The sequence below is a fragment of the Dyella flagellata genome (assembly GCF_030160275.1).
In the GTDB taxonomy this organism is placed as follows: domain Bacteria; phylum Pseudomonadota; class Gammaproteobacteria; order Xanthomonadales; family Rhodanobacteraceae; genus Dyella_B; species Dyella_B flagellata.
Map to the genome: position 1 here is coordinate 1 of NZ_BSOA01000028.1, position 22,629 is coordinate 22,629.

Sequence of the window (22,629 nt, forward strand, 5' to 3'; positions counted from 1 at the left end):
GTTGCTGCCCAGCGGCGAGCGGCCGACGAGTCTCGGCGCGCTCGGCCTCGTGCTCGGCTTCGCCGGCCTCGCGATCGTGATCGTGCCGACCGTGCACGGCGGCGCGAGCGCGTCGGGCATCGCAATCTCGCTGATCGCGGCGGTGGCGTGGGCCGCGGGTAGCCTGTGGGCGCGCCATCGCCTGCGCGCCTTGCCCGCGATGACGATCGCGAGCCATCAGATGCTGTTCGGCGCGCTGCCGCTGATCGCGATCGGCCTCGGCCGCGGCGAGCTCGCGCAACTGGCGCCGACCGGCGATGGCCTACTCGCACTCGCGTACCTCATCGTGTTCGGCAACCTGATCGCGTACCTGGCGTTCGTGTTCCTCATGAACCACGCGTCGCCGGCCAAGGTCTCGACGTATGCGTACATCAATCCGATCCTCGCGATCGCGCTCGGCAGCTGGCTCGCCGGCGAGCACCTGCCCGCGAACGGTCTCGTCGGCGCGGCGGCGATCCTCGCCGGCGTCGCGCTCGCCAACCTCAGTACGAATAGCCGATCTCAACGTAGGTCTTGATGCCCTCGCCGAAGCCGCGCAACAGGTACGAGCCGCTGAGCGTGCTCTGTCGCCGGTGATGCCGCGGGTGTCGAAGCGGACATCGAGCCCCTACCAGCCGACCACCGGCGCATCCATCATGCCGGGCGCGTTGGGGAACATCTCCGGCGCGAGCGGCAAGCCGGGTACACCTTCGCTATCGGCCGCTCGCCACGTGAATGCCACCGTTCGCCACAAAGCAGCGGCGCGAGGGGCCACGCTATTGAAAAATAAAAACTCATTATTTCCATGGCGGCTGAGTGGGCAGCGTGCGCGCGGGATCGAGGACTGACACAGCTTTCAACGAACGCCATGCGATGCCTTAGCTCGCCCGTTTCGCTCACAAGCACGACAAAGGCGGACGAGAAAGACAATGGGCCACGAAGAACACGAAGCATATGAAGAACCAACAAGACGAGGATTGAAGATGACTTGCTTTGAGGCTCACAAGTACTACCCAAGCAGCAAGTTCCAAGCCACTCCCGACAGAGGCTCTTCTTGGATACACCCAATTGTGGCAGCTGCCCTCGTCACTATCATGTTCGTGGCAACGAGTGCTTTCGCTGGCGTCGTCGCCGTGCCGGTAACATTGGGTGGCGTCATTCATTCCGACAGTGACGACACGCTTGCCTTCACACCGGATGGCAGCACCGTGTTCTTCGATCGCAGCGAAGGTCCGCACAAGACGGTGATGATTGCGCATCGTGTCGCCAACCATTGGTCAAAACCCGAGGTTGCGAGTTTCTCCGGCCAATGGTTCGACCAAGACCCAGTAGTTTCGCCTGACGGGAGCTACATGCTGTTCAACTCAGATCGCCCCACCCAGCCGGGCGGAAAGCCACTGACACAGAACTATTTCGGCGGTGGTGTCACGGCGCCAGGCGCGAACATCTGGCGTGTCGACCGCACAACGCATGGCTGGGGCAAGCCCGTGTGGCTAGGCGCCATCGTCAACAGCGATGTTTTCATCGATTTCGCGAGCATCGCCAGCGACAACACGCTGTATTTCATGCGCTGGAACGCGGAGGGAAAAGCGATGCAGTTCTGGCGTTCCGCTTATAAGAACGGCCAATATCAATCACCGGAGCGCGTGATATTAGGCAAGCCCTCTGAAACGCTGCACGATCCAGCTATAGCTCCCGATCAGTCATTTATTGTGTTCGACAGCGGAAGGATCAAAGGCGGGCTCGGCCGCCTGAAAATCGCGTTCCGCGATGGCGATCATTGGGGTGAACCCATTGATCTTGGGGATGATCTCAACAAGGATTTGCCATGGGGATCACATCTCGCGCCGGACGGGCACAATGTCTACGTCACCGGGAATTCCGGCATCTGGCAGATCTCGCTCGATCCCTGGTTGAAGGCGAGCCGGAACAACGAGAGGCCGCCCTTATGACGAACAAGCAATAGGGGCCATCCACTATTTGAACGTCAAGCGCGATGCCACAGCAAGCTAACTTCCCTTGTCACACGAACGTTTCAGCGGAGGACTAATTCATGGGTGTCTCCGATTAGCTTAACAATTTTTTAGCGAGGCCGCAGCCGTCAAACCCGCCGGCTAGCTTTTTATCTTCTTGAGCGAAGCCTGATCAGGAATCCAACGCTCACGTCCGTGCCGTTCGCTGTGGGACAAACCCTACATGCAGCGAAATGGCTTTGCTGCTAGCCTTGCCCCGCTAATGTCTGCAATAGGGGGTTGTAGTCATGCGCACGCTGAGTCATGTCTGGCTGATCGGTGGTTTTATTGCGCTTGGCGGCTGTACGGCGAACCAGCTAAGCATCCACAGAAAAGATCGTGTGTTCGATGATGCGGATATGAAAGTCACTGTCATCGCCACTGATGTGCGAGCTCGTAGCCACACGCTCGCTCAGGTAAAAGTGGGGAACGAGTGGCGACTAAAAGAATGTCGTGATATTCCATCTGACGTGTATACCTTGATGGGTGCAAACGTACAGGGTGGATTGAGCTTTCAAAGTGCCAAACCTGATCCTGAAATTAGCGGGTCCATGGCGTATGCCATTCAAGAATCGGGACGCCAGATTCAGCGCTCCCAGGCACACAATCTTCTCAACAGCATTCACGAAGATCATTGCTCCCAATGGCAGGGCGGATCCATTGGTGACGCTCAATACCTTGCCCTATCCGTAATGGATCAACGCATCGTGGTCGCATTGAGTGCGATTGAGAACCTTTCATCCATGGTGCAATCGCCATTGGAGCCAGAGGCCTTCTCGGCCTCAGCGCCCACCGCGAACGCTATCGCGTATATCAAGAAGGACGTCGATGCGAAGCAGGCGAAGGCCGATCAGCTGGCAAATGTCGTCAAAACAGATTTGAAGGGGGTGAAGGGTGTCGACGGGAAGGACCCCACCTGTAGCGATATCACCGATACACAATTGCAGGAAAAGTGCCAAAAAGATCAATCGGATGCAACGTCATCCCAGGCACTAGCCGACCATGGAAAAGTATTCCTACAAGAGCTATCGGCTAACACTACTGACGGGGGAGCGGTGCATGACGGTAAAGGTAGTACTGTCGCAAATATGGCGGGTGATCCACAAACTCCTGCAGCGCACTACAGTGATGCGGTGATGCTTAAGGTTGCGGACAGCATCACAGAGATCGCTACCTTGGGAATGGCGAATGATCCGGATAACTTCGCGAAGATCGTGGATGTTCTGACGCAAAAAACCCAAGAGCAGGAGCGCGCGGCGGAAGGCCCCACGGCCTTGGCCGTTGGTGTGACGAGTCGGCCACAATTTCCGGTGACCTCCGCTCAGGACGGGCAACGTCGACTATACATTCAGGTCGCAGACGAAGCGGACCGTGCGAAAGGCAATGATTTAGTACAGGCGCTACGAGCAGCTTATGGCAAAACGCTGGCACTCGGCCGTGTCGAGCGAAAAGGCGATACGACATATAGCTTCATTCGCTACTACCGACAAGCGGACGAGGCTTTCGTTGATCAGCTAAGGTCGTTGATAGCACCTATTCTTGGGCAAGCTCCCGTAAAGGAGCCTTTGTTTGATTTTATGCCTCCGCCTAAACCAGGCTTGATTGAACTTTGGATCGGATCATCCACTCATTTGCAGAAGTTCCAGCCACTTCAATTGCAGAGTTCGATTCGATCGATAAAGTAATTGATCGGCATTAAACTCCTACGTGCCACCATGACAAGATGCTCGATCAGCTATTCGATGCCTATGAGCGCATACTTGGAGACTCGAATGATGCGTGGCTCCGCTTGCGCCACCAGACCGCTCATACGGTCGGTGCGCCCGAAGCGGGAAGTGGATGACTGCGAGGAAACACATATGCGCCGCAAGATGCCGACAAATACAACTTCATAGAGCACCCACGCTGATTCGATCTAGCTTGCAGTTACACGTAGGTAATGCCGGCGCACCGATGCATTTTTGATCGATCGTACTTCGCCTGAGTTCCGTCTTTGGTCACATGATCCATTGAAATGGTCGCCTGCTTGCCAATGTTTTGCGGCGCCAGACGGCCATCACGATGATCGCGCATCCACTCAGCCAAACTTTGGGGAGAAGTTCATGAGCTTATGGGATACCGCCAGCCTGGGAGCAGCGATCGCTGCCGTTGGTGCACTGGGCACTGCTGCGTTTGGTCTCGTCGATTCCTTCAAGATGCTTCCAAGCGGCGGCATTTCCAACGCAGGATACATCTACATCGAGCAAGCAATTCAGATCTTCTTCAAGGATGCGACCAGAAAGAATGCGCCAGCCGATCTGAAACAGTTGTTTGAAACCTTACATGGGAACTGGATCAACGGAACTGCGCTTGCCGATCAAAAGGCCATTGCGAAGTCGCTGATCAAGCTCCGACTCAATTCGACGACGGCACCCGACTTCGCGAAAGCGACGGCTGTGGATTCGCCCTCACTGACTAGCGCCGGTCAGAAGATGGCGACTGGCGCCTCCTTGACATCGGAAGAAAGCAATGCCCTAGGCCGATTCGATCTAGCGTTGACGGCGATCCTGGATGGGAAATACCAGCACGCGGACCAGCGGTATCGAAACGCTGCCAAGCTGACCGCAATGTTCGTAGCGATCGTTCTCGCGTTTTTCGGTGGATGGATCAACTACGGCAGCGATAACGGTGGCGGGTTGATGCTCAACTATCTCGGAACCGCAGACATGTGGCGGGCGCTCCTTGCTGGATTTCTGGCGACACCTTTGGCACCTATAACCAAGGACCTCTCCAGTGCATTGGCAGCTGGAGTCAAGGTGGCACAATCCCTCAGGAGCTGAGATATGTCGATACTCTTTATTAATTTGCGTGCATCACCGAGCGGCGGAATGGTCGCCGGCGAGGCCACGTCTTGGGATGATGGCACCAGGTACGTCTCGCCACAGGAATTCGCCAATCGCATTGCCGGCCGCAACGTGGTGTTCGTTACCCATGGATTCAATGTCGACCAGGCGAATGGAATCCAGGATTTGACCACCTGGAGTGACCGTTATGCGCTACCCGATTCGTGGATCTATGTAGGCATTCTATGGCCGGGCGACTGCCGATTGGAGATATTTGTAGACTACGTTTACGAAGGTCCCGAGGCCATCTCAAGCGGCCAACTCCTCGCGAATTATCTGAACCAGTATGCGAAACAGGCGCAAAGCTATTCGTTCGTCGCGCATAGTTTGGGAGCACGCATGGTCCTTGAGGCGGTGCGCGGGCTCGAAAGCGACACCCAATGCGTCGTCCTGATGGCAGGAGCGATCGAAGACGACTGCTTCGCCAGGGAATACGCTGATGCTGCGGCAAAGATCTCCAGGATCCACGTTGTAGCATCAAGATGCGACCGTGTTTTGGAGTGGGCATTTCCCGCCGGCAATCTCATCGGCGAAATCGTCATGCATGGTCATCCCTACGATCGCTCACCCCTGGGTCGCAACGGGCCTGCTAGACCGACGCCGCCGAACCTCAGTATTGACTCCTGGCAGATTCCTGACGGATGGAATTTTGGGCATACCGATTACTTGCCGGGTCAGGCAATCGCACCAGAATTGCCGTTACCAGTTCCTGCGCCTGGGCCGGACTCCGGAGTGCCAGTCGACCTGACTAACCTATCGAACGAGGTGTGGAAGCCCGCGTGGTCAGCGGGCGCTGCCACGACGTTTCTCTTACACAAACCGTAAGCCGAAATGGAGAATTCCGTATGGAAGTTCCTCACGCGATTGACACCCCTGCCCGCCCAGCGGTGGCTGATGCGCTCGACAGGCTCAAGCTGTTCCTCGACTACTTGAAAGTTGAGATGACGATCATGGGATTGTTGTCGGCCTTCTGCGTCGCGGCCCTAGGTGTCGCGGCCAAGGTAGCCACGAATGAACCTCAAGCCCAATGGTTCCAAGCGTTGTGGTACACCTCCTACTACTACGTTCTAGCAGCCGCAGCTCTCGTATTTCTTGCCGCACTCCTGTTCTACCTCCAGCGCTCCGAGCTGGCTTGGCACTACGGGCAGCTAACGCTGTCGATCCAGGATGTCGATATAGGTGTGGACTCGACCAAAGATCTTCTGTTCAGCGCGGACAGTTGGGCGACATGGGCCCGATACCACTATGCATTCGCTGCACTCGTGGCCGCTGGCATCGAGCTTGGCATAGCAGTTGGTGTGCTGACGTCCTCGATTGCGCGTAGTGGCGCGGTAACCACAGTGTTCGTGGCGCTACCACCCTTACTCGCTGCAGGAGCAACCATCGTGTGGCGAACGATTTTGAAGAAACAAGACAACAACCAGACGGAGGCGCGAGAAGCCGCGAAGGTTTAGTCGCTGGATGCAGTGCCAATGGGCTGCTTATGCCTTTCCGCTTTCGAAATGATGGCTAGAGAGTACTTGTGGCACACGAAAACCCCGCCGAAAGCGCGCATTTTACTTCGCCATTGCAATGCATATTCTATGCACGGCTCGTATTCGCATAGGTCAGAACTAGTGCTGGCATACGTTTCAGGGGCGTGGAAAAACCATGGAAAACCGCGCGGATATCGACTCGCCACAAATCTACGCCAGAGCAGCTGGATGGCTCTACCTGGTCGTTATCGCAGCAGGTTTTTTCGCTGAGTTCTTCGTACGAGAAAGGCTCATCAATTACGGCGACGCATCGGCCAGCGCCCACGCCATCATGGCCAACGGGTTGCTGTTTCGCCTTGGTTTTTCAGCGGACCTCGCAACGATCGTTTGTGACATCCCCATGGAGATGATGTTTTACCTATTGCTAAGACCTGTGAATAAGCACATGGCGCTGCTTGTGATGCTTTTCGCGCTCCTAGGCGACGCCACCATGGCGGCCAGCGAACTCCACGGTTTCGCACCACTACTTATCCTAGGCGACAGCCCATACCTCACGGCCTTCAGTACAAGCCAATTGCAAGCCATGGCTTTGCTAAACATGCATTCGCTTACAGCAGGCCTGGTGGCAAGCATGGTTTTCTTTGGCTGCCACTGTTTTTTTCTTGGCTACTTGGTTTTCAAGTCAGGTTATCTTCCAAAGATCATAGGCATTCTTATCGTGATTGCCTGCCCTTGCCTGTTGATCAATAGCTTCGGTTACTTTCTTGCACCAGGCCTGATACCTGAATTCATTCTCCTACCTGATCTCATCGCAGAACTGGCGCTTTGCGTATGGCTGATCGTGATGGGTGTGAATATTGCAAAATGGAAAGAGAGCGCGCGCTCCGTCCGTGGCCATGCATCGGATTGAGAGCATAGAAAAGAGCGGTTCCGGGTTGACTTACTCGTCGCCACAGCGGTGATGGCGAAATAACTGAACCTGGAACCGTTGTCGAACGGTTATCCGAAGGCTGCTTGGGCCGATCGGGCATGTCCCACCCGCCGAAGCCAAAGCGGCTTACTGTCAACACCACACCATGCTGCCTATCGCGACGTGACTCATACCAAGCAGCCTTCGAGATTCCCGTGCTGGTTCAATGACGCTACGAAAACGCTCGTTAACGCACTAATTGGCCGCGGGGTGTGGATTTCTTCAAAAATCGTGTAACAGCGTCCGCTGCGGGGAAATTGGATTGCAGGCACATAGGTTCGGCCTGTGCAATCGATTCACCCACGCTTTGCTCAACAGGGGTTGCTAGAAAGGCATGCATCTCGCCCTGGTGCGACCCGCTGCATACGATGGCCATGCCGCCGATTTGTCCGCGGTTGTTGATCTTCGCGGCGAAGGTCGCGAACAGCTTGGAACTGGCAGGGAATAACGTGTTGAGGTCGGTCATCACGCCGTTCTGCCAAATGAAGGCATGAGACCAGAAGAAGTTGGCGTTCCACTCACCCCCCACTACTTGGCCCTGGTTGTTGTTACCGAAAGCTATGCCCGCAGCATCTCCCGGCAGCAGTCCGAGCACGGTGGTGAGTTTGGTGGCGCCTGTGCCTTGGACAATCTGCCAAATCGCGCCAGTCTGGGTCGTTCCGTCAGCACTGCCGACTGTTCCAACAATTTGGCCCTGGTTGTTGATGTTCTCAGCGAAGCCACCGGTTCCGAGGTCAGAAAGCGCGGACGCAGTGCGGTTTTGCCACAATATGCCGTGAATGGGTCCGCTGCAGTTTCCCGAGTAGCCTACGGCCTGACCACGATCGTTGATCCAAAATGCGAACCCGTCTGTATCACGATCCACTGTAGGAAGAGCGTGGGCGTTGCCGTTTTCCCACAACACCGGCAATTGAACCCGATTATTCATCGTGCCAGGTTGGCATGAAGAGTCCACGGCACCGTTTTCTGCCATTCCCACGATTTGTCCACGGTTATTGATCGCGCTCGCCTCTCCGTTATTTCCGCCTAGTGTTGGGAGGGCGCGCATATGGAAGGGCTGCCAAAGAAACGGAAGACACGTAAGGTGGGTGCCGAATCCGCAAATGTCTTCGCCGTTCGGGTCTGGGACAGCCGTTTCAGAATCACCCACTACCTGCGCGAGGTCGTTGATCTCGCCAAAGTTCATCCAACTGTTCGGTCCACCGAGCGTGCCGAGATCGAAGTAGTAGCCGTCGACGTTTATCAGTGCGCGTCCGTTTAAAGGTACACCGGATAACGAATCGCCCTGCCCCGGCAGGAAGTTCCCAGCCATGATCTCCGACCAGCCCTCATTGTTGACGGACATGATCATCGAATAGTTGTCATTCTTCGGAACGCCCAGATCGGTAACCTGGTAGCTCACCTGGGCATAGGCATTGCCAAAGCAAGTCAGGGCAAACATCGAAGCGCAAGGTATCCAGAGATCGCGCAGCTGCCTGAACATGTTCATATTTTTGCCTCCCACGAAGTTTCAGTCCCGACCCCCCAGGTTCCTGAAAACGCAGCCCTCCACGCGAGCGCCAGTTGGGCGGTGCTCGCGCTTTGATAGCTGGTTAAATAACACAACTGGTTAGATTTTACAACTAGTTGTGTTGGCGTAGAATGGTGTTGGAACGTCCATCCGAGTTGGAAGCAGCGTGCGCACGAGTCCTAGATCCGAATGCGTCATCAACCAAACGCTCGAAGTGCTTGGCGATCAATGGACCTTGCTCGTCATCCGCGACATCGTCTTCGTGAATCGAAGGCATTTCCGCGAACTCCTGACCCAATCCTTGGAGGGTGTCGCATCCAATATCCTTGCCGACCGACTTCGAAAGCTTGTCGAGCAAGGGATCATTACCAAGTCCGATGACCCGAGCCATAAACAGAAAGCGATTTATAGCCTTACGGAGAAAGGCATCGCACTGGTTCCTCTTCTGTTGGAAATGGCTGCATGGGGAGAGGAGTATTTGCCCGGTTCCAAGTTACGCGGCCTGGCTCGCAGCTTGAAAGAAGGTGGGCCTGAAGTGCGCGCAGCATTTATAGATGAACTTCGAAAAACACATCTTCCGGCATCAGGATGAGCTGCTGAGCTACTGCCGGCTTCACAGACACCTCCACAAAAAAGAGCGCCAAAGCGGCGCCCTTGCTGTCCAAATGGCTTTCGCCTATGGGGTCGCATCCGGCAAAAAGTTCATGGCCACCCCATTGATGCAATAACGCAACCCGGTCGGCGGCGGGCCGTCAGGAAATACGTGCCCCAGGTGGCCGCCGCATTGGCTGCAATGGACCTCCGTACGCACCATGCCATAGCTGCTATCCGTGGTGGTCTCGACCGAACCCGGCTCTGGCTCATGGAAGCTTGGCCAACCGGTTCCGCTTTCAAATTTCGTGTTTGCGACGAACAACGGCTGATCACACCCTGCGCAGACAAATGTGCCCTTGCGCTTTTCATAGAGCAGCGCGCAGGTGCCTGCCCTTTCTGTGGCGTGGCCACGCAGCACGCTGTATTGCTCGGGGGTGAGGATTTGCCGCCACTCGTCGTCGGTGTGACTGATTTTGAATTGGTGTGAAGAACGACCATCCGCGGGTGTTGCCATGGGCGAGGCTCCAAGGAAAGCTGCCTATTATTTCGTTGGTGCCCCATGCCGGGTTACCTCGGATGCGGATCAGGGCAAACTGCCACACAACGCCGCCGTTGGGCCTCGTCTTCCCTGCGTGTGCGGGCGCCACCGGCCCAACTGACCAGGGGCCGAGCTTGTGTGTCAGTCGATCTGACACGGACGCGATCGAGCACCACTCGGTGCACGCCGGAAAGCCAAAGCCACATAGACGCCATTGCTACCCTCCCCCAGGGTGAAGCTGCGAGTGTCGCAGTCACGTTCCTTCGGAGCCATCCGAAAGATTCGAGGTAGGTGTTTCGCCTGCTTCCCCGTTTCCGGCGGCAGGGGGGCTTGCGGGTCGGCCATGTCATCAGCGACATGGGATGGCCGGTCAGGTCAGCGCTTGGGCTTATGCCGTTCGATAGGAATGACGTCGACGCGATCAATCCGACCGTTGCGGATGACTCGTAGCGAGGTGCGCCTCCCGACACGCTCGCCACCCAACATGCGGATCAGTTCATCCGTTCCGGCTATGGAGACGCCCTCAAGACTGAGGACGATATCGCCAGGCACCAGGCCCGCCTCGGCAGCTGGCCCATGCGATTCGACTTCACTGATGCGAATAGCGCGAGATCCAACTCCCACGGCGAGCGACAGTCTTCGCGGGAGATCTATCGTTTGCGCAACGATTCCCAGATGCGCACGTCGAACGCGTCCGTGGACGACGAGTTCGCCCAGGACAAACTGCGCCGTATTGCTCGACACGGCGAAGCAGAGTCCTTGGGCGCCGCCAATGATGGCGGTGTTGACCCCGATCACCTCGCCTCGGCTGGTCACCAGAGGCCCGCCGGAATTGCCGGGATTCAAGGCAGCGTCCGTCTGTATCACATCCTCGATCAGGCGACCCTCCTGACCTCGTAGCGACCGCCCTAGCGCTGAAACGACGCCCGCTGTCACCGTGGCGTCGAAACCAAGCGGGTTGCCTATGGCGATGACCAGTTGGCCACGCCTGAGATCACTGGAGTTGCCCAACTGTGCAACGGCCATGTTCCGGGGAATGTCGGCACGCAGCAAGGCCAGGTCGGTATCGATGTCTTCACCGATGAGATCCGCGCTTGTCGTTTCGCCATCTCCCAGGGTCAACGTTAAATCACTGGCACCGGCGACGACGTGGGCATTGGTGAGCAGCAGCCCATCATGGGCAATAATGAACCCCGATCCGGTTCCACCTGACGTGGATCGGCGACTCTCTACGCGCACCACCGACGGCCCGACGACCTCGGCGACATGCACCACGGCACTCGAATAGGCGTCAAGCGGATCGTCGAACGATTGCTGCTCGGAAGATAAGGCGTCAGGCATGTTCAAAGCGCTCTTACAAGAGAATGACGCCGCGCCGGGCGGCATGCGTAACGGCTTCCGTGCGGCTCGTGGCGTCTAGTTTGTCGATGACACGACCGACGTGGTATTTAGCTGTATCCACCGAGATACCCAGCTTCCGAGCGATCGCCTTGTTTGACAGCCCTTCGGCGAGCAGCGCTACGACCTCGCGCTCACGAGCGGTCAGGTTCACGTTGTCCGGCGCGGCCCGCGTCGTGGACAAGACGAGATCGGCATCCTGTCCTTCGCGTACCAAGCTCAACCAATCGACCGAGCCAAGTAGATCGGTCAGTCGTTTCCTGAGCGCCGGGTCATCGACATGGACGGCGATCACAACGGGTTCAATAGGGGTCATCCGCCAGGTCGGGTTGCGATGGTCACGGTGGTCTCAAAATCAGCGCCTGCTCGCCTGATTGCCAAAGAGACAATTTGGCCGATTGATTGACTATCAAGGGCCATCGCCAGGGAACTCACGGTCGGCATGGCATCACCGTTCCAGCGAACAATGACATCGCCTTGTTGAACCCCGCCGGCGACCCCAGGTCCGTTGGGATCAACGCTCATGACGATCGCGCCCTGCCCGCCCCCGGTAACGGCCACCTGATGGAGCCCTAAGCCAAGATAGCCGCGAGGGACTTCGCCATGTTTCGATAGCAGGGATGCCACTCGCTCGATCGTAGAGGAGGGAATGACGAACGTCCGCTGCCGAGGTCCGCGTACGACCATCCCAAGCACTGCTCCCTCTGGACTAACGGCCAGTCCGCCCTCGGCGCGCCGTGGCAATCTCAGGCCAAGCTCGATACGGGCATCAATCTTTCCGCCACGCGCCGACCGCCATGCAGGACCCACACATAGCGCACCCCCGAACGACACGAGAGGGGCGCTGTTTGCCGCCGACGCGACGACAACAAGGGCTCCGGCTTGGATTGGCTCCTGGCTGGTGACTAGCAATGGAGCGTCAGCGTCATCGACACGCAGCAATGCAATATCGGTTGAGGGATCTCGACCGACGACACTTGCCTGGCTTTGGGTGCCATTTGCGAGTTCAACCAAAATCTCGCCCTCTTCAGAGAGGGCTTCGTCGGCGGTGACGATCAGCCCCTTGCGCCAGATAAAGCCACTGGCGAGAGAACGGTGTGAGGCAACTTCAACAATGCTTGGAGCCACCGAAGCGGCAGCACCGACAATCGCGGCGGACACTTGAGCGAGGATGTTTGGCTTGGTCATGAGCGGTCTCCTAGGGAGACCAATCTGCATCTCCAGGCTGCTCGTTGCTACTGCCCGATCAGGTAGTTGAACCATGGCGCTGCATTTCTTGCCGCCTCGCAATGCCCCGTATTAGCACGATAGACTCCGAATGCTGCTGGGCATAGGCGACCGACCAATATGAATACGATGATTTCGATACGAACCCCCGATGACTGGCATGTTCACCTGCGCGATGGCGCGCAACTTGACCAGACCGTCGCGGCGACGGCGCGCTGCTTCGAGCGCGCGATCGTGATGCCAAACCTGGTGCCACCCGTCTGCACGGTGGATGCCGCGCGCCAATACCGTAACCGGATTCGCGCTGCGATACCGCCGGGAGCCTCATTTCAGCCGCTGATGACGTGCTATCTGACCGATGGCACGGATGCGGGAGAAGTTGCGGCCGGCTATTCGGAAGGTGTCTTTGCCGCATGCAAACTTTACCCAGCCCATGCCACCACTCATGCGGACAGCGGTGTGACGGATGTGCGACGCATTCATGCGGTGCTGGCGACCATGGAGCGAACTGGAATGCCACTGCTGATCCATGGCGAAGTAACCGATGCCGACGTGGATGTGTTCGATCGCGAAGCTGTTTTCATTGAGCGCGTACTGAGCCCCATCGTACGAGACTTTCCAGCGCTTAAAGTCGTGTTGGAGCATATTACGACCGCCGAAGCCGTGGACTTCGTTCGCGACAGCGGCAGCATGGTGGCCGCTACGATCACGCCGCACCATCTGGTGATCAATCGCAACGCGATGTTCCAGCGCGGACTGCGTCCGCACGCTTACTGTCTGCCGGTCGCCAAACGTGAGAGACATCGCCTGGCCCTTCGTAGAGCGGCGACTTCGGGATTGTCGAAGTTCTTTCTGGGCACGGACTCAGCGCCCCACCCGCGCGCGATGAAGGAATCCGCGTGCGGCTGCGCCGGAATCTTCAACGCGCCAGTGGCTATCGAGGTCTATGCACAGGTATTCGAGGAAGAAGGCGCGCTCGATCTTCTGGAAGCTTTCGCTTCGGAGTACGGTCCGCGCTTTTATGGGCTTGCCCCCAACGCCGGCCAGATCTCGTTGATGCGAACCCCCTGGCAGGTGCCCGACGAGATCGAAGTGGGCGGACAGGCGGTGGTGCCGTTCCTCGCTGGGGAAACGCTGACGTGGCAGCTCGCGACGAACCATGGGCTGCGCGCGGGACAATCGGGACCACCCACTATTTGAATGTCAAACGCGTAGGCTGGGATGACAATCCCAGCATCGGCATGCCGTGTCGAAGCTGGGATTAGCATCCCAGCCTACGCGCTGGGGCTCACCCGTAACCATCAGAGTGCTGCTATCGTGGGGATTCGTTAAGACGTCTCTATAGCAAGGCTAGCTGTCATTTAAGGCCTGTCCCGGTCGATTTGGACACCGGGCCTCGCAACCGGCATTCCGCTGATCTCATCCTGCTGACCAAGCCTTCGGACTAGCCGCGTCCATTCGCATCCACCGACGGGTCAACCCAAAAATACCTATGAAAATACGTCTTGCCCATGTTGCACTGAGCTTGACCACAGCCATGCTATCGGTTGGCAGCGCCATAGCCTCGCCTGCTCTGCAATGGGGAGTGTGTGGGCACCCGAGCCAGAGTCAGGCGCTGTGGAGCAACTATGCTGAGCAGTTCTCGACACTGGATCAGCGTCATCTAAAAAGTTATCGCTTTGACGTTTTTCTTAATAACAGCACTGGGGCGCCACGGCTGCTGCAGGCTCTGGTTGGATTGGCGCATGCTCATCACATAACGCTGCACCCCATTTTGTACGTCCCATTGGACGACACGAATAATGGCCGGTATCCCAGCACGGATGCTGGGCTGGAGGCGAAGGCTTATGACTATACCTATCCCATCGTACTCAAATTCGCCAACGACATACGCGATTGGGAATTGGAGAACGAGCTGAGTTTGCGTAAGGGATTCAAGAGCGGACCAGGGCTTTCGGCCGACGACTATGCAACCGGGCAAGCGCATCAATGGGCGGCCTTGCTTCGCGGCATGTCGCACGCCATCCATGACGTCGGCACCCGCGCCGGCAAGCCCTTGCGCGTAGTGGTCGACACGGCTGGCGCAGACTTCGGCTTGGTGCCTTTCTTGGAAGCACAAGGTGTCCGGGTCGATGAGCTGGCCTATCACTATTATTACGGTGCGGGTACCAGCCCTTATCAGTTCCATATCCCTGGCGGGACCATAGACGTCTTCGCCGAGATGAAGAAGATCGGCAAGCCCGTCATCATCAACGAATTCAACGCCGCCGAAATCTACACGCCGCTAAAAGGCAAGCCGTATGACGACGCGAAAGCACTCGTCAGCCTGAAAACGCATGCCGAATACCTGCTGCATCAAAAGGAAGCGAATATCGAAGGCGTCGAGTTCTACGAACTTTATGACGAACCTGGCAAGAACGCGGCCGAATCCAATTTTGGGCTGCTGAAAGATCCGTCGCACCCCAAGACCCAGTTGCTGTTGGCTTCCGCCTACGCTTGCGGGCAACTATCGCAGGACGAGCGCGCGACATTGATTTCGCGCGGGCTCTTTACGGAAGCTAGCCTGGCGGATCAATTGGCCAGTTGCAGCAAACGAGAAGCTCACTAGCGCGCAGGCTGGGATGCTAATCCCTGCATTCTGCCCGGCATCCCGATGCTGGGATTGTCATCCTGAGATATCCCCACGTTTTTCCTTTACCTGCATACGTGCCCCAAATGCCGTCATTCCCGCGAAAGCGGGAATCCATTTTCAGGATGCATCAGAGCGCGATGGATTCCCGCTTTCGCGGGAATGACGGCCCGTTTCTTTGGATGTCAGCGGGCTAAAACGCAGCTGCCTGATTTTTACGGGATCCAAGAGCGAAAAACGTGGGGATACCTCAGAATTGTCATCCCAGCCTACATGCTTACGTCGCTGCGATGCCATGTGCAAGGACAATCGGGGCCACCCACTATTTGAATGTCAAGCACGATGCGGCGGCTTTTAACCGTGCTTGTCGCATGAACGTCTCAGCGTAGGACTAATTCATGGGTGGCCCTAATTGCCCTCAACGCTTACTGGCGCCGGAAACGCACGATGCCCACGCCGCCGGATAAGGCGGCGTGGGCTGATTACAAAACGCTAGCTCTCGTGTCGCTACGGTGTCCGTATGAATCCGTTCACGACGCCCGCGGAGTTAATCCAGAGCCCCACGATGACACCGCTAGGGTTGATCCCGGTTGCCTCAGTGAAACTGGCTCCGGGGTAGTCGAACGATGTGTAAGCGCCATTAAACAGAAAACCGTGACTGACACCCGCAGCATCGGTGTAAACCCCCACCACGTCACCCGGAGCGTTGGCACCGCCAGCAAACGTAAACGCGGCGCCTGGATAGCTGATGGTGGCATACGATCCGTGGTACAGCAGGTACCCTTGGCACTGTGTGGAACATGTCGTTCCAGCTAGGTGTGTGTAAGCACCAATGACTGCGCCAGATGGGATCACCACACTGCTGGTACTACTGGTTGCACCTGGTGGGTCGAAGGTCGCCGAGAAGACGCCTTGCTTGGACAGCAGGAAACTGTGCGTAACGTTGGGGTTACCGGTGGCGCCGCAGGCAGCGTCGGAACAGGTGGCGCCTGACAATTCACCGGAAGGGTTAATGCTACTGAGCGCTGTACCAGTCGCACCTGGGTAGTCGACCGTGGTGTAAGTCCCATCGCGTAAAATGAAACCATGGCTGACGCCAGCGATGTCGACGTAGGCGCCCACAATATCTCCTCGCGGATTGATAAAGTTGGCAGTCGTAAACGTGGAGCCCGGAGGATCGAACGACGTAAATTCCCCTCCTCTTAGCGTAAACCCGTGCAAAGCTCCACCCGTCGTGAGGGTGTAACCGCCGACACTCGTACCCTGGGGATTGGGGCCGCCAACAAGTTCCGTGAGTACTGCGCCCGGATAATGGACCGTCGTATAGGTCTGCGCCCACGCGAACGACGGCACTGCAATGGCTGCACTGATCGCACACATTGCGATGAACCGAGATGCCTTAGCCATAGGATCTTCTCCTGCTTCTCGTGTGATTTGCGGGTCAAAGGACTGATGGAGCCTAGGGCTCCATCCACATACCCCACAAAAGGAGATTGCGCGCTGAACGCTTCCTTACGAACGCATAGGCGTAGCGGTCGCTTATGAGTAAAAACGAACGGATGTCTTTCTAAGGTACCAAATCTATTGTTATCGAAACGTACCAACCCGAGTAATTTCTGAGCCGGGAGCTGGCGACCCTCCAATTCACTCCGCGTACTGGCGCATGCGCGCGACACCAGCATTCCGATGCTCGAACCCCTGCGTTATCTGAGCATCGTCGCCAACAAGCTCGACGAGTTCTTCGAGGTGCGCGTGGCCAAGCTCAAGCACACCATCACCGGTTCGGCTGGGCCGCGCCCGGCCCCTACAATCGGGACAATCGGGGGTGGCCCCAATCGCCCTTCCCGATCTTCCTCTCAATGAGGTTGGTCAAGCGGAACGAAGCGATACGCGCTGCCCTGCCCCTCGATATAACCCACTCCCGGAAACGCCAGATGGGCGCCCGCCACCAGCTGATGAGACGCAACAAAAGCGTTGAAGCGCTCTGTACGTTGCCTGGCGGCTCGCGACTGATCGACATCATAAATAATGGTCACTGCCGGGTTTGGAAACTGGATTGCGGCGATATGGATCAGGTCGCCGATGAACGACATCGTCTGCCCCTTGCTTTGCACACGATAGATCGAGTGGCCTGGCGTATGACCCGGTGCAGGTATGGCCGTAATACCCGGCAACACTTCCGTCTGGCCACTAAATGGTTTCAGGCGACCACTCGCCATGTAGGGCGCGAGGGCAACGCTGGCTTGCTGGAACAAAGCCTTGTCGACGCCGTCTGCGCCACTTTGGCTCTGCTTGGCAAGGAACAAGTCGACATCTGGCTTGCCAACGAACACTGTGGCATGAGGAAAAACCGCCCTGCCGGCATGGACAAGACCACCTTCATGATCGGGGTGAAGATGTGTCAGCAGAATGTCATCGATGTCGCCTGGCTCGACGCCAACAGCTTTGAGACTCGCCATCAGCTTGCCACTATCGCCAGGGCCAAAGAAGTCCCCGGGGCCGGTATCGATAAGGATACGATGCGATCCCTCCACGATAAGGAATGCATTGATTGAACTGTCCACGGGATTGGACAAGGAGGCCTGAGTGAGCAACTTGTCCATCTGCGCCGTCGCCACACCTTTAAGCAGGGTATGAGCATCCAGCGGCACGGTGCCTGCATCTAGCGATATCACGTGAAGATCGCCTAGTTCAAAACGATACTGGCCCGCCGAGGTGGCTTGCGCAGCGCTGGCGATAGCCGCCTGCTGAGATAGAAGTGCAAGGGTGATCGTCGCACCAAGCATGGTGAGAGTACGAAACTTCATATGGGATCCTTGGATGGAAACGAGTGAGACGGCATAAGCCGATGGTCCTGGTGGACCGAATGCATTAAGGATTCAACACCTCAATGCCGGTATCGCCACGGATGCCGAAGGACGTCGCGTTTTCGTATTGGGGTTGCGTCAACAACGTCACCACGTGCTCCCCGTAGTCACGTAGGCCAAGTGGTTTGCCGAACCCGGCGAGAACCTCTTCGACGCTCTTTCCCTGCCGCCGCGCGTAAGCTTCCGCCGCCGTACGGCCGAGAGCCGTGGCACCGACGATTTGCCGCGGCACTAGCGCATGAAAGCGAATGCCTAGCCCCTGCTCTTTCGATACGCTATTGGCGTAGTCCGCCATCAGCCAGACGGTGCGCTTCGCGCCGGCATAACCGCCCGAAAGCGGAGAGCCTTGGATGGCAGCGCCACTGGCGGTGAGAAGTACGCGGCTGCCCTGCTCCAGAGGTAATCGCAAGGCGGCCTGTACCCAGTGAAACGCCAACTTCACGTCGGTGTTCCAAATTTCGCTGAATGACTCCCAGGTCTGTGCGTGGAGTAGTGCCATGGTGGGCGTAGCGCCGGCGTTGAGTATCAGCACCGAGGGACGTACCTGCCGTAGCGTGGATTCGGCGAACTCAGGAACCGTGGCATCGCCAGCTAAAACGGCGGCGCCAGTACGGCTTTTAAGTTCGATGAGAGCGGCCTCCGTGCGGGCCACCACGGTGACCTTCGCGTTCCTCGCCACCAGCGCCTCCACGATGCCGGAGCCGAGTCCGCGACTGCCACCGATGACGAGAGCATTGCATTGTTCCAGGGACTTCATGGGTTTCCTCCCAAGCGATCAGTACGCTGTATGGGTTCGCGTTCCGCCACGCCTGCGGCGGACCTCACTGTGGAAACGACCCGACCGGACGAAAAGAATCGGTATCGGCCGCGATTCTTTTTCGCCCCCTGAAACGTATATCCAGATAGGAAGCGGCAGCACCGGATGGGATAGCGCCTCCCGGCGCATAATCAGGGCCGCAGCAAGTCACCGTGACCAACCTTTAAGGATCAACCGGGTTTATGACCGATACGCCTGCCCTCCCCTCCGCAAGACGCCAGTTGCTCGAACGGATGCTGACCGAAATGCGGCCGCGGCTGCACCGCTATGCGGCACGCATGACCGGCTCGGTCGTGGACGGCGATGACGTTGTGCAAGAGACGGTCGTGAAGGCGCTCGACTCGCCACCGGACATCGACGACTTCTCGGTGCTTGAGCGCTGGCTGGTCCGGGTAACCCACAATACCGCGATCGATTTTTTGCGACGCCGTGCCCGGGAGGACGCGCGCCATGCGGACGAGGAGCCAGACATGATCATCGACCACTCCCAACGCATGGATGCCTTTGACGCTGCGCTCGTGGGCTTTCGGGTCTTTGTGCAACTACCGCCACTGCAACGCAGTACGGTGATCTTCAAGGACGTACTCGGTTACTCACTGGACGAAGTCGCGACTTTCACTGGCAGCAGCGTACCGGCGGTCAAGTCGGCGCTGCAGCGCGGCCGCGCCCGCCTGAAAGAGCTTACCCATAGGCCGGATGAAACCCCCGAACCCGTGCTCGATGCGCACGAACATCGCTTGCTGCTCGCTTATGCATCGCGTTTCAACGCACGGGATTTCGACGCAGTGCGGGATATGTTGGCGGACGAAGTCAAGCTCAACCTGGTCAATCGCATTCAGGCGAACGGCAAGGCGCAAGTGTCCAACTACTTCGGGCATTACAGCCGCCATGGCGGCCTGCAGCTAGGTGTGGGCCTCGTCGACGGCAAGCCCGCGCTGCTCGTGTTCGATGCCGAGGACATGGACGGTGCCCCCTTGTATTTCATGGTGATCGAGTGGAGCGGTCATCAGGTCGCCTCGATTCGCGATTTTCGCTATACGCGCTATGCGCTTGACGGCGCGCAGGTCGTCGTCGTTGAGCGACCAGGGCCAGTCTTGTAGCGGCGGGGCAATTGGGCCACCCACTATTTGAATCTCAAGCGCGACGGAGTAGAGAGATGCGCGGACTCCATTCCTAATTTTCTTTCAAGCTACCTCGGCCAAACAGCAGCATCATTTAATTGGCCTGCTAAAGTTTGCATGGTTACGGTAGGAGGTTCATCGTCTGCGTTAGAAGATCCAGCGAAGGCCGCGCGACAGAAATTATCCAACGCAGTCTTTGGTTCTATTTCATTGAGGTGATTCAATAGTGCACCCGCAGACTCATTTCGCCCAAAAAGATTCTTGTAAACCATCTGGATGTAACGCTTGATATCGTCTTTCTGGGCGGTGTAGCGCCTTTCATCGCTAACTGTCCCGTCGTCTGGATCCAAATTGGTAGTCTCCCCGAAGTCCCCGAGAAGAGCATCGCCTGTTTGGGAGATCATCACATTATCAGCCTTTACGTCCCCATGGGCACGGAGATTCGCATGCATATGACTGAGCACTTGGAGGGTCTGCCGAAGCCAAGTCGATACACTGGCTTTATTGGCGCCCCCTTCAACTCTTGATAAAAGGTCTCCAGCTGCCAATTCCATACCCACAAAATAGGTATCGCCATGTAAGACTGCTCCATGAAAAGTTGGGGCATGGCGGTGGCTAGACATGGCATCCAAAGTACCGATCTCGTCATTTTGCTTTTTCTTGGCAAGATCGTCAAATTGTCGCATTCCCACGCTCTCTGGCTGCTTCATCTTTTTCACGACGATCTTTCCGAAATACTTATATTTCCCTTTACTCAACTGGCGATTGAGTTCCATGGTAAAAAATTTCGCGCCACTGCCCTTGCCACGAAAGGGTGCCCTCTGAATGATCACTCGATAGCGAGGCCCGCCTACATTCAAACGAACCACTTTGGTCTCGTTCTCCTCCAAATCGGCCAGGTCAACCAACATAGGTTTTATCTTGTCAAAAGCCATTGAATAAACCTTCTCCTTGGCCGATTGCGTGGCTACATTCTGTGGCTGCACGGAGTCCCCATCATCGGCCAGCTCATCCTCCATATCGCGAAATACGAACTGGCGAACCTGCCCAACACCTGGATGAGTCTGACTAAGGGATTTCGACCCGGACATGGCGTTCAATTGCAGGGCCAGCCCTCCCATCCTGTCCGCTTCTTTCTCCAGCCCTTCATTATCATTGATATTTATTTTGTCTTTCATTTGGAGGGTGGGCTTTACCCTCCCTTGTTTTTGTTGAACTACATGCCAAGCTTCATGAGGCAAGTGCTTCTCCTGTCCCGGCCCAAGGTGGATGTCGAGGCCTTGGGCGTAGGCGTGCGCGTTGAGCTGCGCAGGCTTCGCCGAGTTGTAATGCACCCGGACCGCATCCATGGAAATACCGGAAAGCGATTCGACGCCGTTTTTGAGGTTATCCGGCAGACCCCCAGCGGAAGAGGCCTTCCCTGCCCCGGCTTGCGGCGACGCCTGCTGCAGAGTTTCCAGGCGCCGTCGTTGTGCTGTTTGCCTGGGGCTGCTCTGGAGCCTCTCCTGGGTCTGTTGTTGCGCCTTCTGGCGTGGGCTATCGGCCACCGCCGCATCTTCTTGCCGCTGTAGCAAGCTGCTGCTGCCGGATGCTGCTGGCGCCCCTTGCTCCTTCTGCAGGGAATCCAGGGTTGACTGTTCGGAGGGGGCATGTTGTTGCATGAATGATCGCCGTAGACTGGCCACTATTCCTCATGCCATCTTAAAGAGCCTTGCCCATGGCTAACCATCAGCAAAATGCTGATCTTTACAGTCTTGCCAAGACGAGGCTTGGGCCAGCGCGCCATTTCCATTGCACGCCGTTCGATGAAAGAACACTCTAACCCTGGGGTTTCCACACGTTTCCCGCATATTCCTTCGGGAAGGAACAATCACAAGGAATGCATATGAAATCGTGGCGCAATGTCGGCAAGCTGACATTGGAGGCGGCCGTATTTGGCATCGGCTTTGTCATGCTGGCCCGTGTCCTCGGGTTTCAGTCCCCCTGGCTCTGGTTGCAGGCGATGTTCTTCTTCCTGGGACTGGCGAAAACGGCCCAACCCTTGTTCATGCTTCGAATGCCATCAGCTATTCGGGCGGTTAGCCCTCAGGCAGCCGCATCAAGACGCCATGATTGGCTTGGCGTTCGCCGGTTTGGGGAGTTCCTTCGTAACTCGCCCAATCGCCATCTCAATCGTTCGGTCTATCTGACCAAGGGGAGGCGAAATTTCGCCGATCTAAGTCGCCAGTTGGAGTCGTCCGAAGCCATCCACTTTTGGGCCGCGGTTCTATTTACCCCTTACATCGCCTACATCGGTTTTAAGGGTTATATCGCAGAAACGGTATTGTTCTTGGTTATCCAAGTCGTCTTTAACATCTACCCAGTTCTGCATCTTCGCCTCGTTCGCGCTCGGCTGTCCCATCTATTAGGCGAGGACAAACGTCGTGTAATGGTCCCTTCCCTACCAAATTAACCGAATGCCGCCACCAGTGTCCCGATCGAGAGATACAAGACCCGGCTGTGCGCCTTGCTGACCGCAAGACGTCCGGCCCGGTCTCGGACAGATCGAACAGCTTTGGGCGCCCGTAAAGT

23 protein-coding genes are annotated in these 22,629 nt (G+C 57.1%); 13 read left to right on the forward strand and 10 right to left on the reverse strand.

What is annotated here, in order from left to right; translation table 11 throughout:
* The 3 genes from QQJ96_RS13095 to QQJ96_RS13105 all read left to right on the forward strand — a co-directional run.
* Positions 1-556, forward strand: a 556-nt coding sequence (locus QQJ96_RS13095) for an EamA family transporter (protein WP_284332451.1), incomplete at its 5' end; no start/stop codon positions are given.
* Positions 557-947: 391 nt separating this feature from the next.
* Entirely contained in the window at positions 948-1,970 is a 1,023-nt protein-coding gene (locus QQJ96_RS13100) for a TolB family protein (RefSeq protein ID WP_284332452.1), read from the forward strand.
* Between the two features lie 308 nt (positions 1,971-2,278).
* Complete coding sequence (locus QQJ96_RS13105) at positions 2,279-3,715, forward strand: hypothetical protein (RefSeq protein WP_284332453.1); 1,437 nt, start codon at positions 2,279-2,281, stop codon at positions 3,713-3,715.
* A gap of 241 nt (positions 3,716-3,956) precedes the next feature.
* Here QQJ96_RS13105 and QQJ96_RS13110 read toward each other — a convergent pair whose 3' ends face one another.
* Positions 3,957-4,103, reverse strand: a complete 147-nt coding sequence (locus tag QQJ96_RS13110; protein ID WP_284332454.1) for a hypothetical protein — start codon at positions 4,101-4,103, stop codon at positions 3,957-3,959.
* 29 nt (positions 4,104-4,132) lie between these two features.
* Here QQJ96_RS13110 and QQJ96_RS13115 point away from each other — a divergent pair, with 29 nt between their 5' ends.
* The 4 genes from QQJ96_RS13115 to QQJ96_RS13130 all read left to right on the forward strand — a co-directional run bounded on the left by QQJ96_RS13115 (position 4,133) and on the right by QQJ96_RS13130 (position 7,297).
* Positions 4,133-4,849, forward strand: a complete 717-nt coding sequence (locus QQJ96_RS13115) for a hypothetical protein (RefSeq protein ID WP_284332455.1) — start codon at positions 4,133-4,135, stop codon at positions 4,847-4,849.
* Between the two features lie 3 nt (positions 4,850-4,852).
* The gene (locus QQJ96_RS13120) at positions 4,853-5,737 is read left to right on the forward strand and encodes an alpha/beta hydrolase (RefSeq protein ID WP_284332456.1); all 885 of its coding nucleotides are present in this window, start codon (positions 4,853-4,855) and stop codon (positions 5,735-5,737) included.
* 20 nt (positions 5,738-5,757) lie between these two features.
* Positions 5,758-6,366, forward strand: a complete 609-nt coding sequence (locus tag QQJ96_RS13125; RefSeq protein WP_284332457.1) for a hypothetical protein — start codon at positions 5,758-5,760, stop codon at positions 6,364-6,366.
* A gap of 196 nt (positions 6,367-6,562) precedes the next feature.
* Positions 6,563-7,297 (forward strand): DUF4386 domain-containing protein, encoded by a 735-nt coding sequence (locus QQJ96_RS13130; RefSeq protein WP_284332458.1) that lies wholly within the window; start codon positions 6,563-6,565, stop codon positions 7,295-7,297.
* Between the two features lie 247 nt (positions 7,298-7,544).
* Here the strand turns inward: QQJ96_RS13130 and QQJ96_RS13135 are convergent, their stop codons facing one another.
* Positions 7,545-8,846, reverse strand: a complete 1,302-nt coding sequence (locus tag QQJ96_RS13135; protein WP_284332459.1) for a hypothetical protein — start codon at positions 8,844-8,846, stop codon at positions 7,545-7,547.
* A 187-nt stretch (positions 8,847-9,033) separates the two neighbouring features.
* On the opposite strand from QQJ96_RS13135, the gene QQJ96_RS13140 reads away from it, so the two are divergent.
* Positions 9,034-9,459: a winged helix-turn-helix transcriptional regulator gene (locus tag QQJ96_RS13140; protein ID WP_284332460.1), complete on the forward strand. Its 426-nt coding sequence runs from the start codon at positions 9,034-9,036 to the stop codon at positions 9,457-9,459.
* Positions 9,460-9,543: 84 nt separating this feature from the next.
* On the opposite strand, the gene msrB is transcribed toward QQJ96_RS13140, so the two are convergent.
* The 4 genes from msrB to QQJ96_RS13160 all read right to left on the reverse strand — a co-directional run bounded on the left by msrB (position 9,544) and on the right by QQJ96_RS13160 (position 12,585).
* The gene (gene msrB / locus QQJ96_RS13145) at positions 9,544-9,975 is read right to left on the reverse strand and encodes a peptide-methionine (R)-S-oxide reductase MsrB (RefSeq protein WP_284332461.1); all 432 of its coding nucleotides are present in this window, start codon (positions 9,973-9,975) and stop codon (positions 9,544-9,546) included.
* Positions 9,976-10,374: 399 nt separating this feature from the next.
* Positions 10,375-11,340, reverse strand: a complete 966-nt coding sequence (locus QQJ96_RS13150; RefSeq protein ID WP_284332462.1) for a S1C family serine protease — start codon at positions 11,338-11,340, stop codon at positions 10,375-10,377.
* Between the two features lie 13 nt (positions 11,341-11,353).
* Positions 11,354-11,713, reverse strand: a complete 360-nt coding sequence (locus tag QQJ96_RS13155) for a response regulator transcription factor (RefSeq protein ID WP_284332463.1) — start codon at positions 11,711-11,713, stop codon at positions 11,354-11,356.
* Complete coding sequence (locus QQJ96_RS13160) at positions 11,710-12,585, reverse strand: S1C family serine protease (RefSeq protein WP_284332464.1); 876 nt, start codon at positions 12,583-12,585, stop codon at positions 11,710-11,712. Before QQJ96_RS13160 ends, QQJ96_RS13155 begins: the two co-directional genes overlap by 4 nt.
* 159 nt (positions 12,586-12,744) lie before the next feature.
* Between QQJ96_RS13160 and pyrC the strand changes: the two genes are divergently transcribed.
* Together pyrC and QQJ96_RS13170 are read left to right on the forward strand one after the other, a co-directional pair.
* Positions 12,745-13,824 carry a dihydroorotase gene (pyrC, locus tag QQJ96_RS13165; protein ID WP_284332465.1) on the forward strand — a complete coding sequence of 360 codons (1,080 nt, stop codon included), beginning with the start codon at positions 12,745-12,747 and terminating at the stop codon, positions 13,822-13,824.
* Positions 13,825-14,116: 292 nt separating this feature from the next.
* Positions 14,117-15,232 carry a hypothetical protein gene (locus tag QQJ96_RS13170; RefSeq protein ID WP_284332466.1) on the forward strand — a complete coding sequence of 372 codons (1,116 nt, stop codon included), beginning with the start codon at positions 14,117-14,119 and terminating at the stop codon, positions 15,230-15,232.
* Positions 15,233-15,760: 528 nt separating this feature from the next.
* Here the strand turns inward: QQJ96_RS13170 and QQJ96_RS13175 are convergent.
* Positions 15,761-16,660 carry a hypothetical protein gene (locus tag QQJ96_RS13175; RefSeq protein ID WP_284332467.1) on the reverse strand — a complete coding sequence of 300 codons (900 nt, stop codon included), beginning with the start codon at positions 16,658-16,660 and terminating at the stop codon, positions 15,761-15,763.
* 279 nt (positions 16,661-16,939) lie between these two features.
* Between QQJ96_RS13175 and QQJ96_RS13180 the strand changes: the two genes are divergently transcribed.
* A complete protein-coding gene (locus tag QQJ96_RS13180; RefSeq protein ID WP_284332468.1) occupies positions 16,940-17,116 on the forward strand; it encodes a hypothetical protein in 177 nt (58 codons plus the stop codon).
* Here QQJ96_RS13180 and QQJ96_RS13185 read toward each other — a convergent pair.
* Positions 17,110-18,060: an MBL fold metallo-hydrolase gene (locus QQJ96_RS13185; protein ID WP_284332469.1), complete on the reverse strand. Its 951-nt coding sequence runs from the start codon at positions 18,058-18,060 to the stop codon at positions 17,110-17,112. The genes QQJ96_RS13180 and QQJ96_RS13185 overlap by 7 nt on opposite strands.
* 64 nt (positions 18,061-18,124) lie before the next feature.
* Complete coding sequence (locus QQJ96_RS13190; protein ID WP_284332470.1) at positions 18,125-18,877, reverse strand: SDR family oxidoreductase; 753 nt, start codon at positions 18,875-18,877, stop codon at positions 18,125-18,127.
* Between the two features lie 242 nt (positions 18,878-19,119).
* Here QQJ96_RS13190 and QQJ96_RS13195 point away from each other — a divergent pair, with 242 nt between their 5' ends.
* Positions 19,120-20,037: an RNA polymerase sigma factor gene (locus QQJ96_RS13195; RefSeq protein WP_284332471.1), complete on the forward strand. Its 918-nt coding sequence runs from the start codon at positions 19,120-19,122 to the stop codon at positions 20,035-20,037.
* 89 nt (positions 20,038-20,126) lie between these two features.
* Here the strand turns inward: QQJ96_RS13195 and QQJ96_RS13200 are convergent, their stop codons facing one another.
* The gene (locus QQJ96_RS13200; RefSeq protein ID WP_284332472.1) at positions 20,127-21,719 is read right to left on the reverse strand and encodes a protein kinase domain-containing protein; all 1,593 of its coding nucleotides are present in this window, start codon (positions 21,717-21,719) and stop codon (positions 20,127-20,129) included.
* 224 nt (positions 21,720-21,943) lie between these two features.
* On the opposite strand from QQJ96_RS13200, the gene QQJ96_RS13205 reads away from it, so the two are divergent.
* On the forward strand, positions 21,944-22,510 hold the full coding sequence (locus tag QQJ96_RS13205; RefSeq protein ID WP_284332473.1) for a glycosyl-4,4'-diaponeurosporenoate acyltransferase CrtO family protein: 567 nt from the start codon (positions 21,944-21,946) through the stop codon (positions 22,508-22,510).
* Positions 22,511-22,629 lie beyond the last annotated feature (119 nt).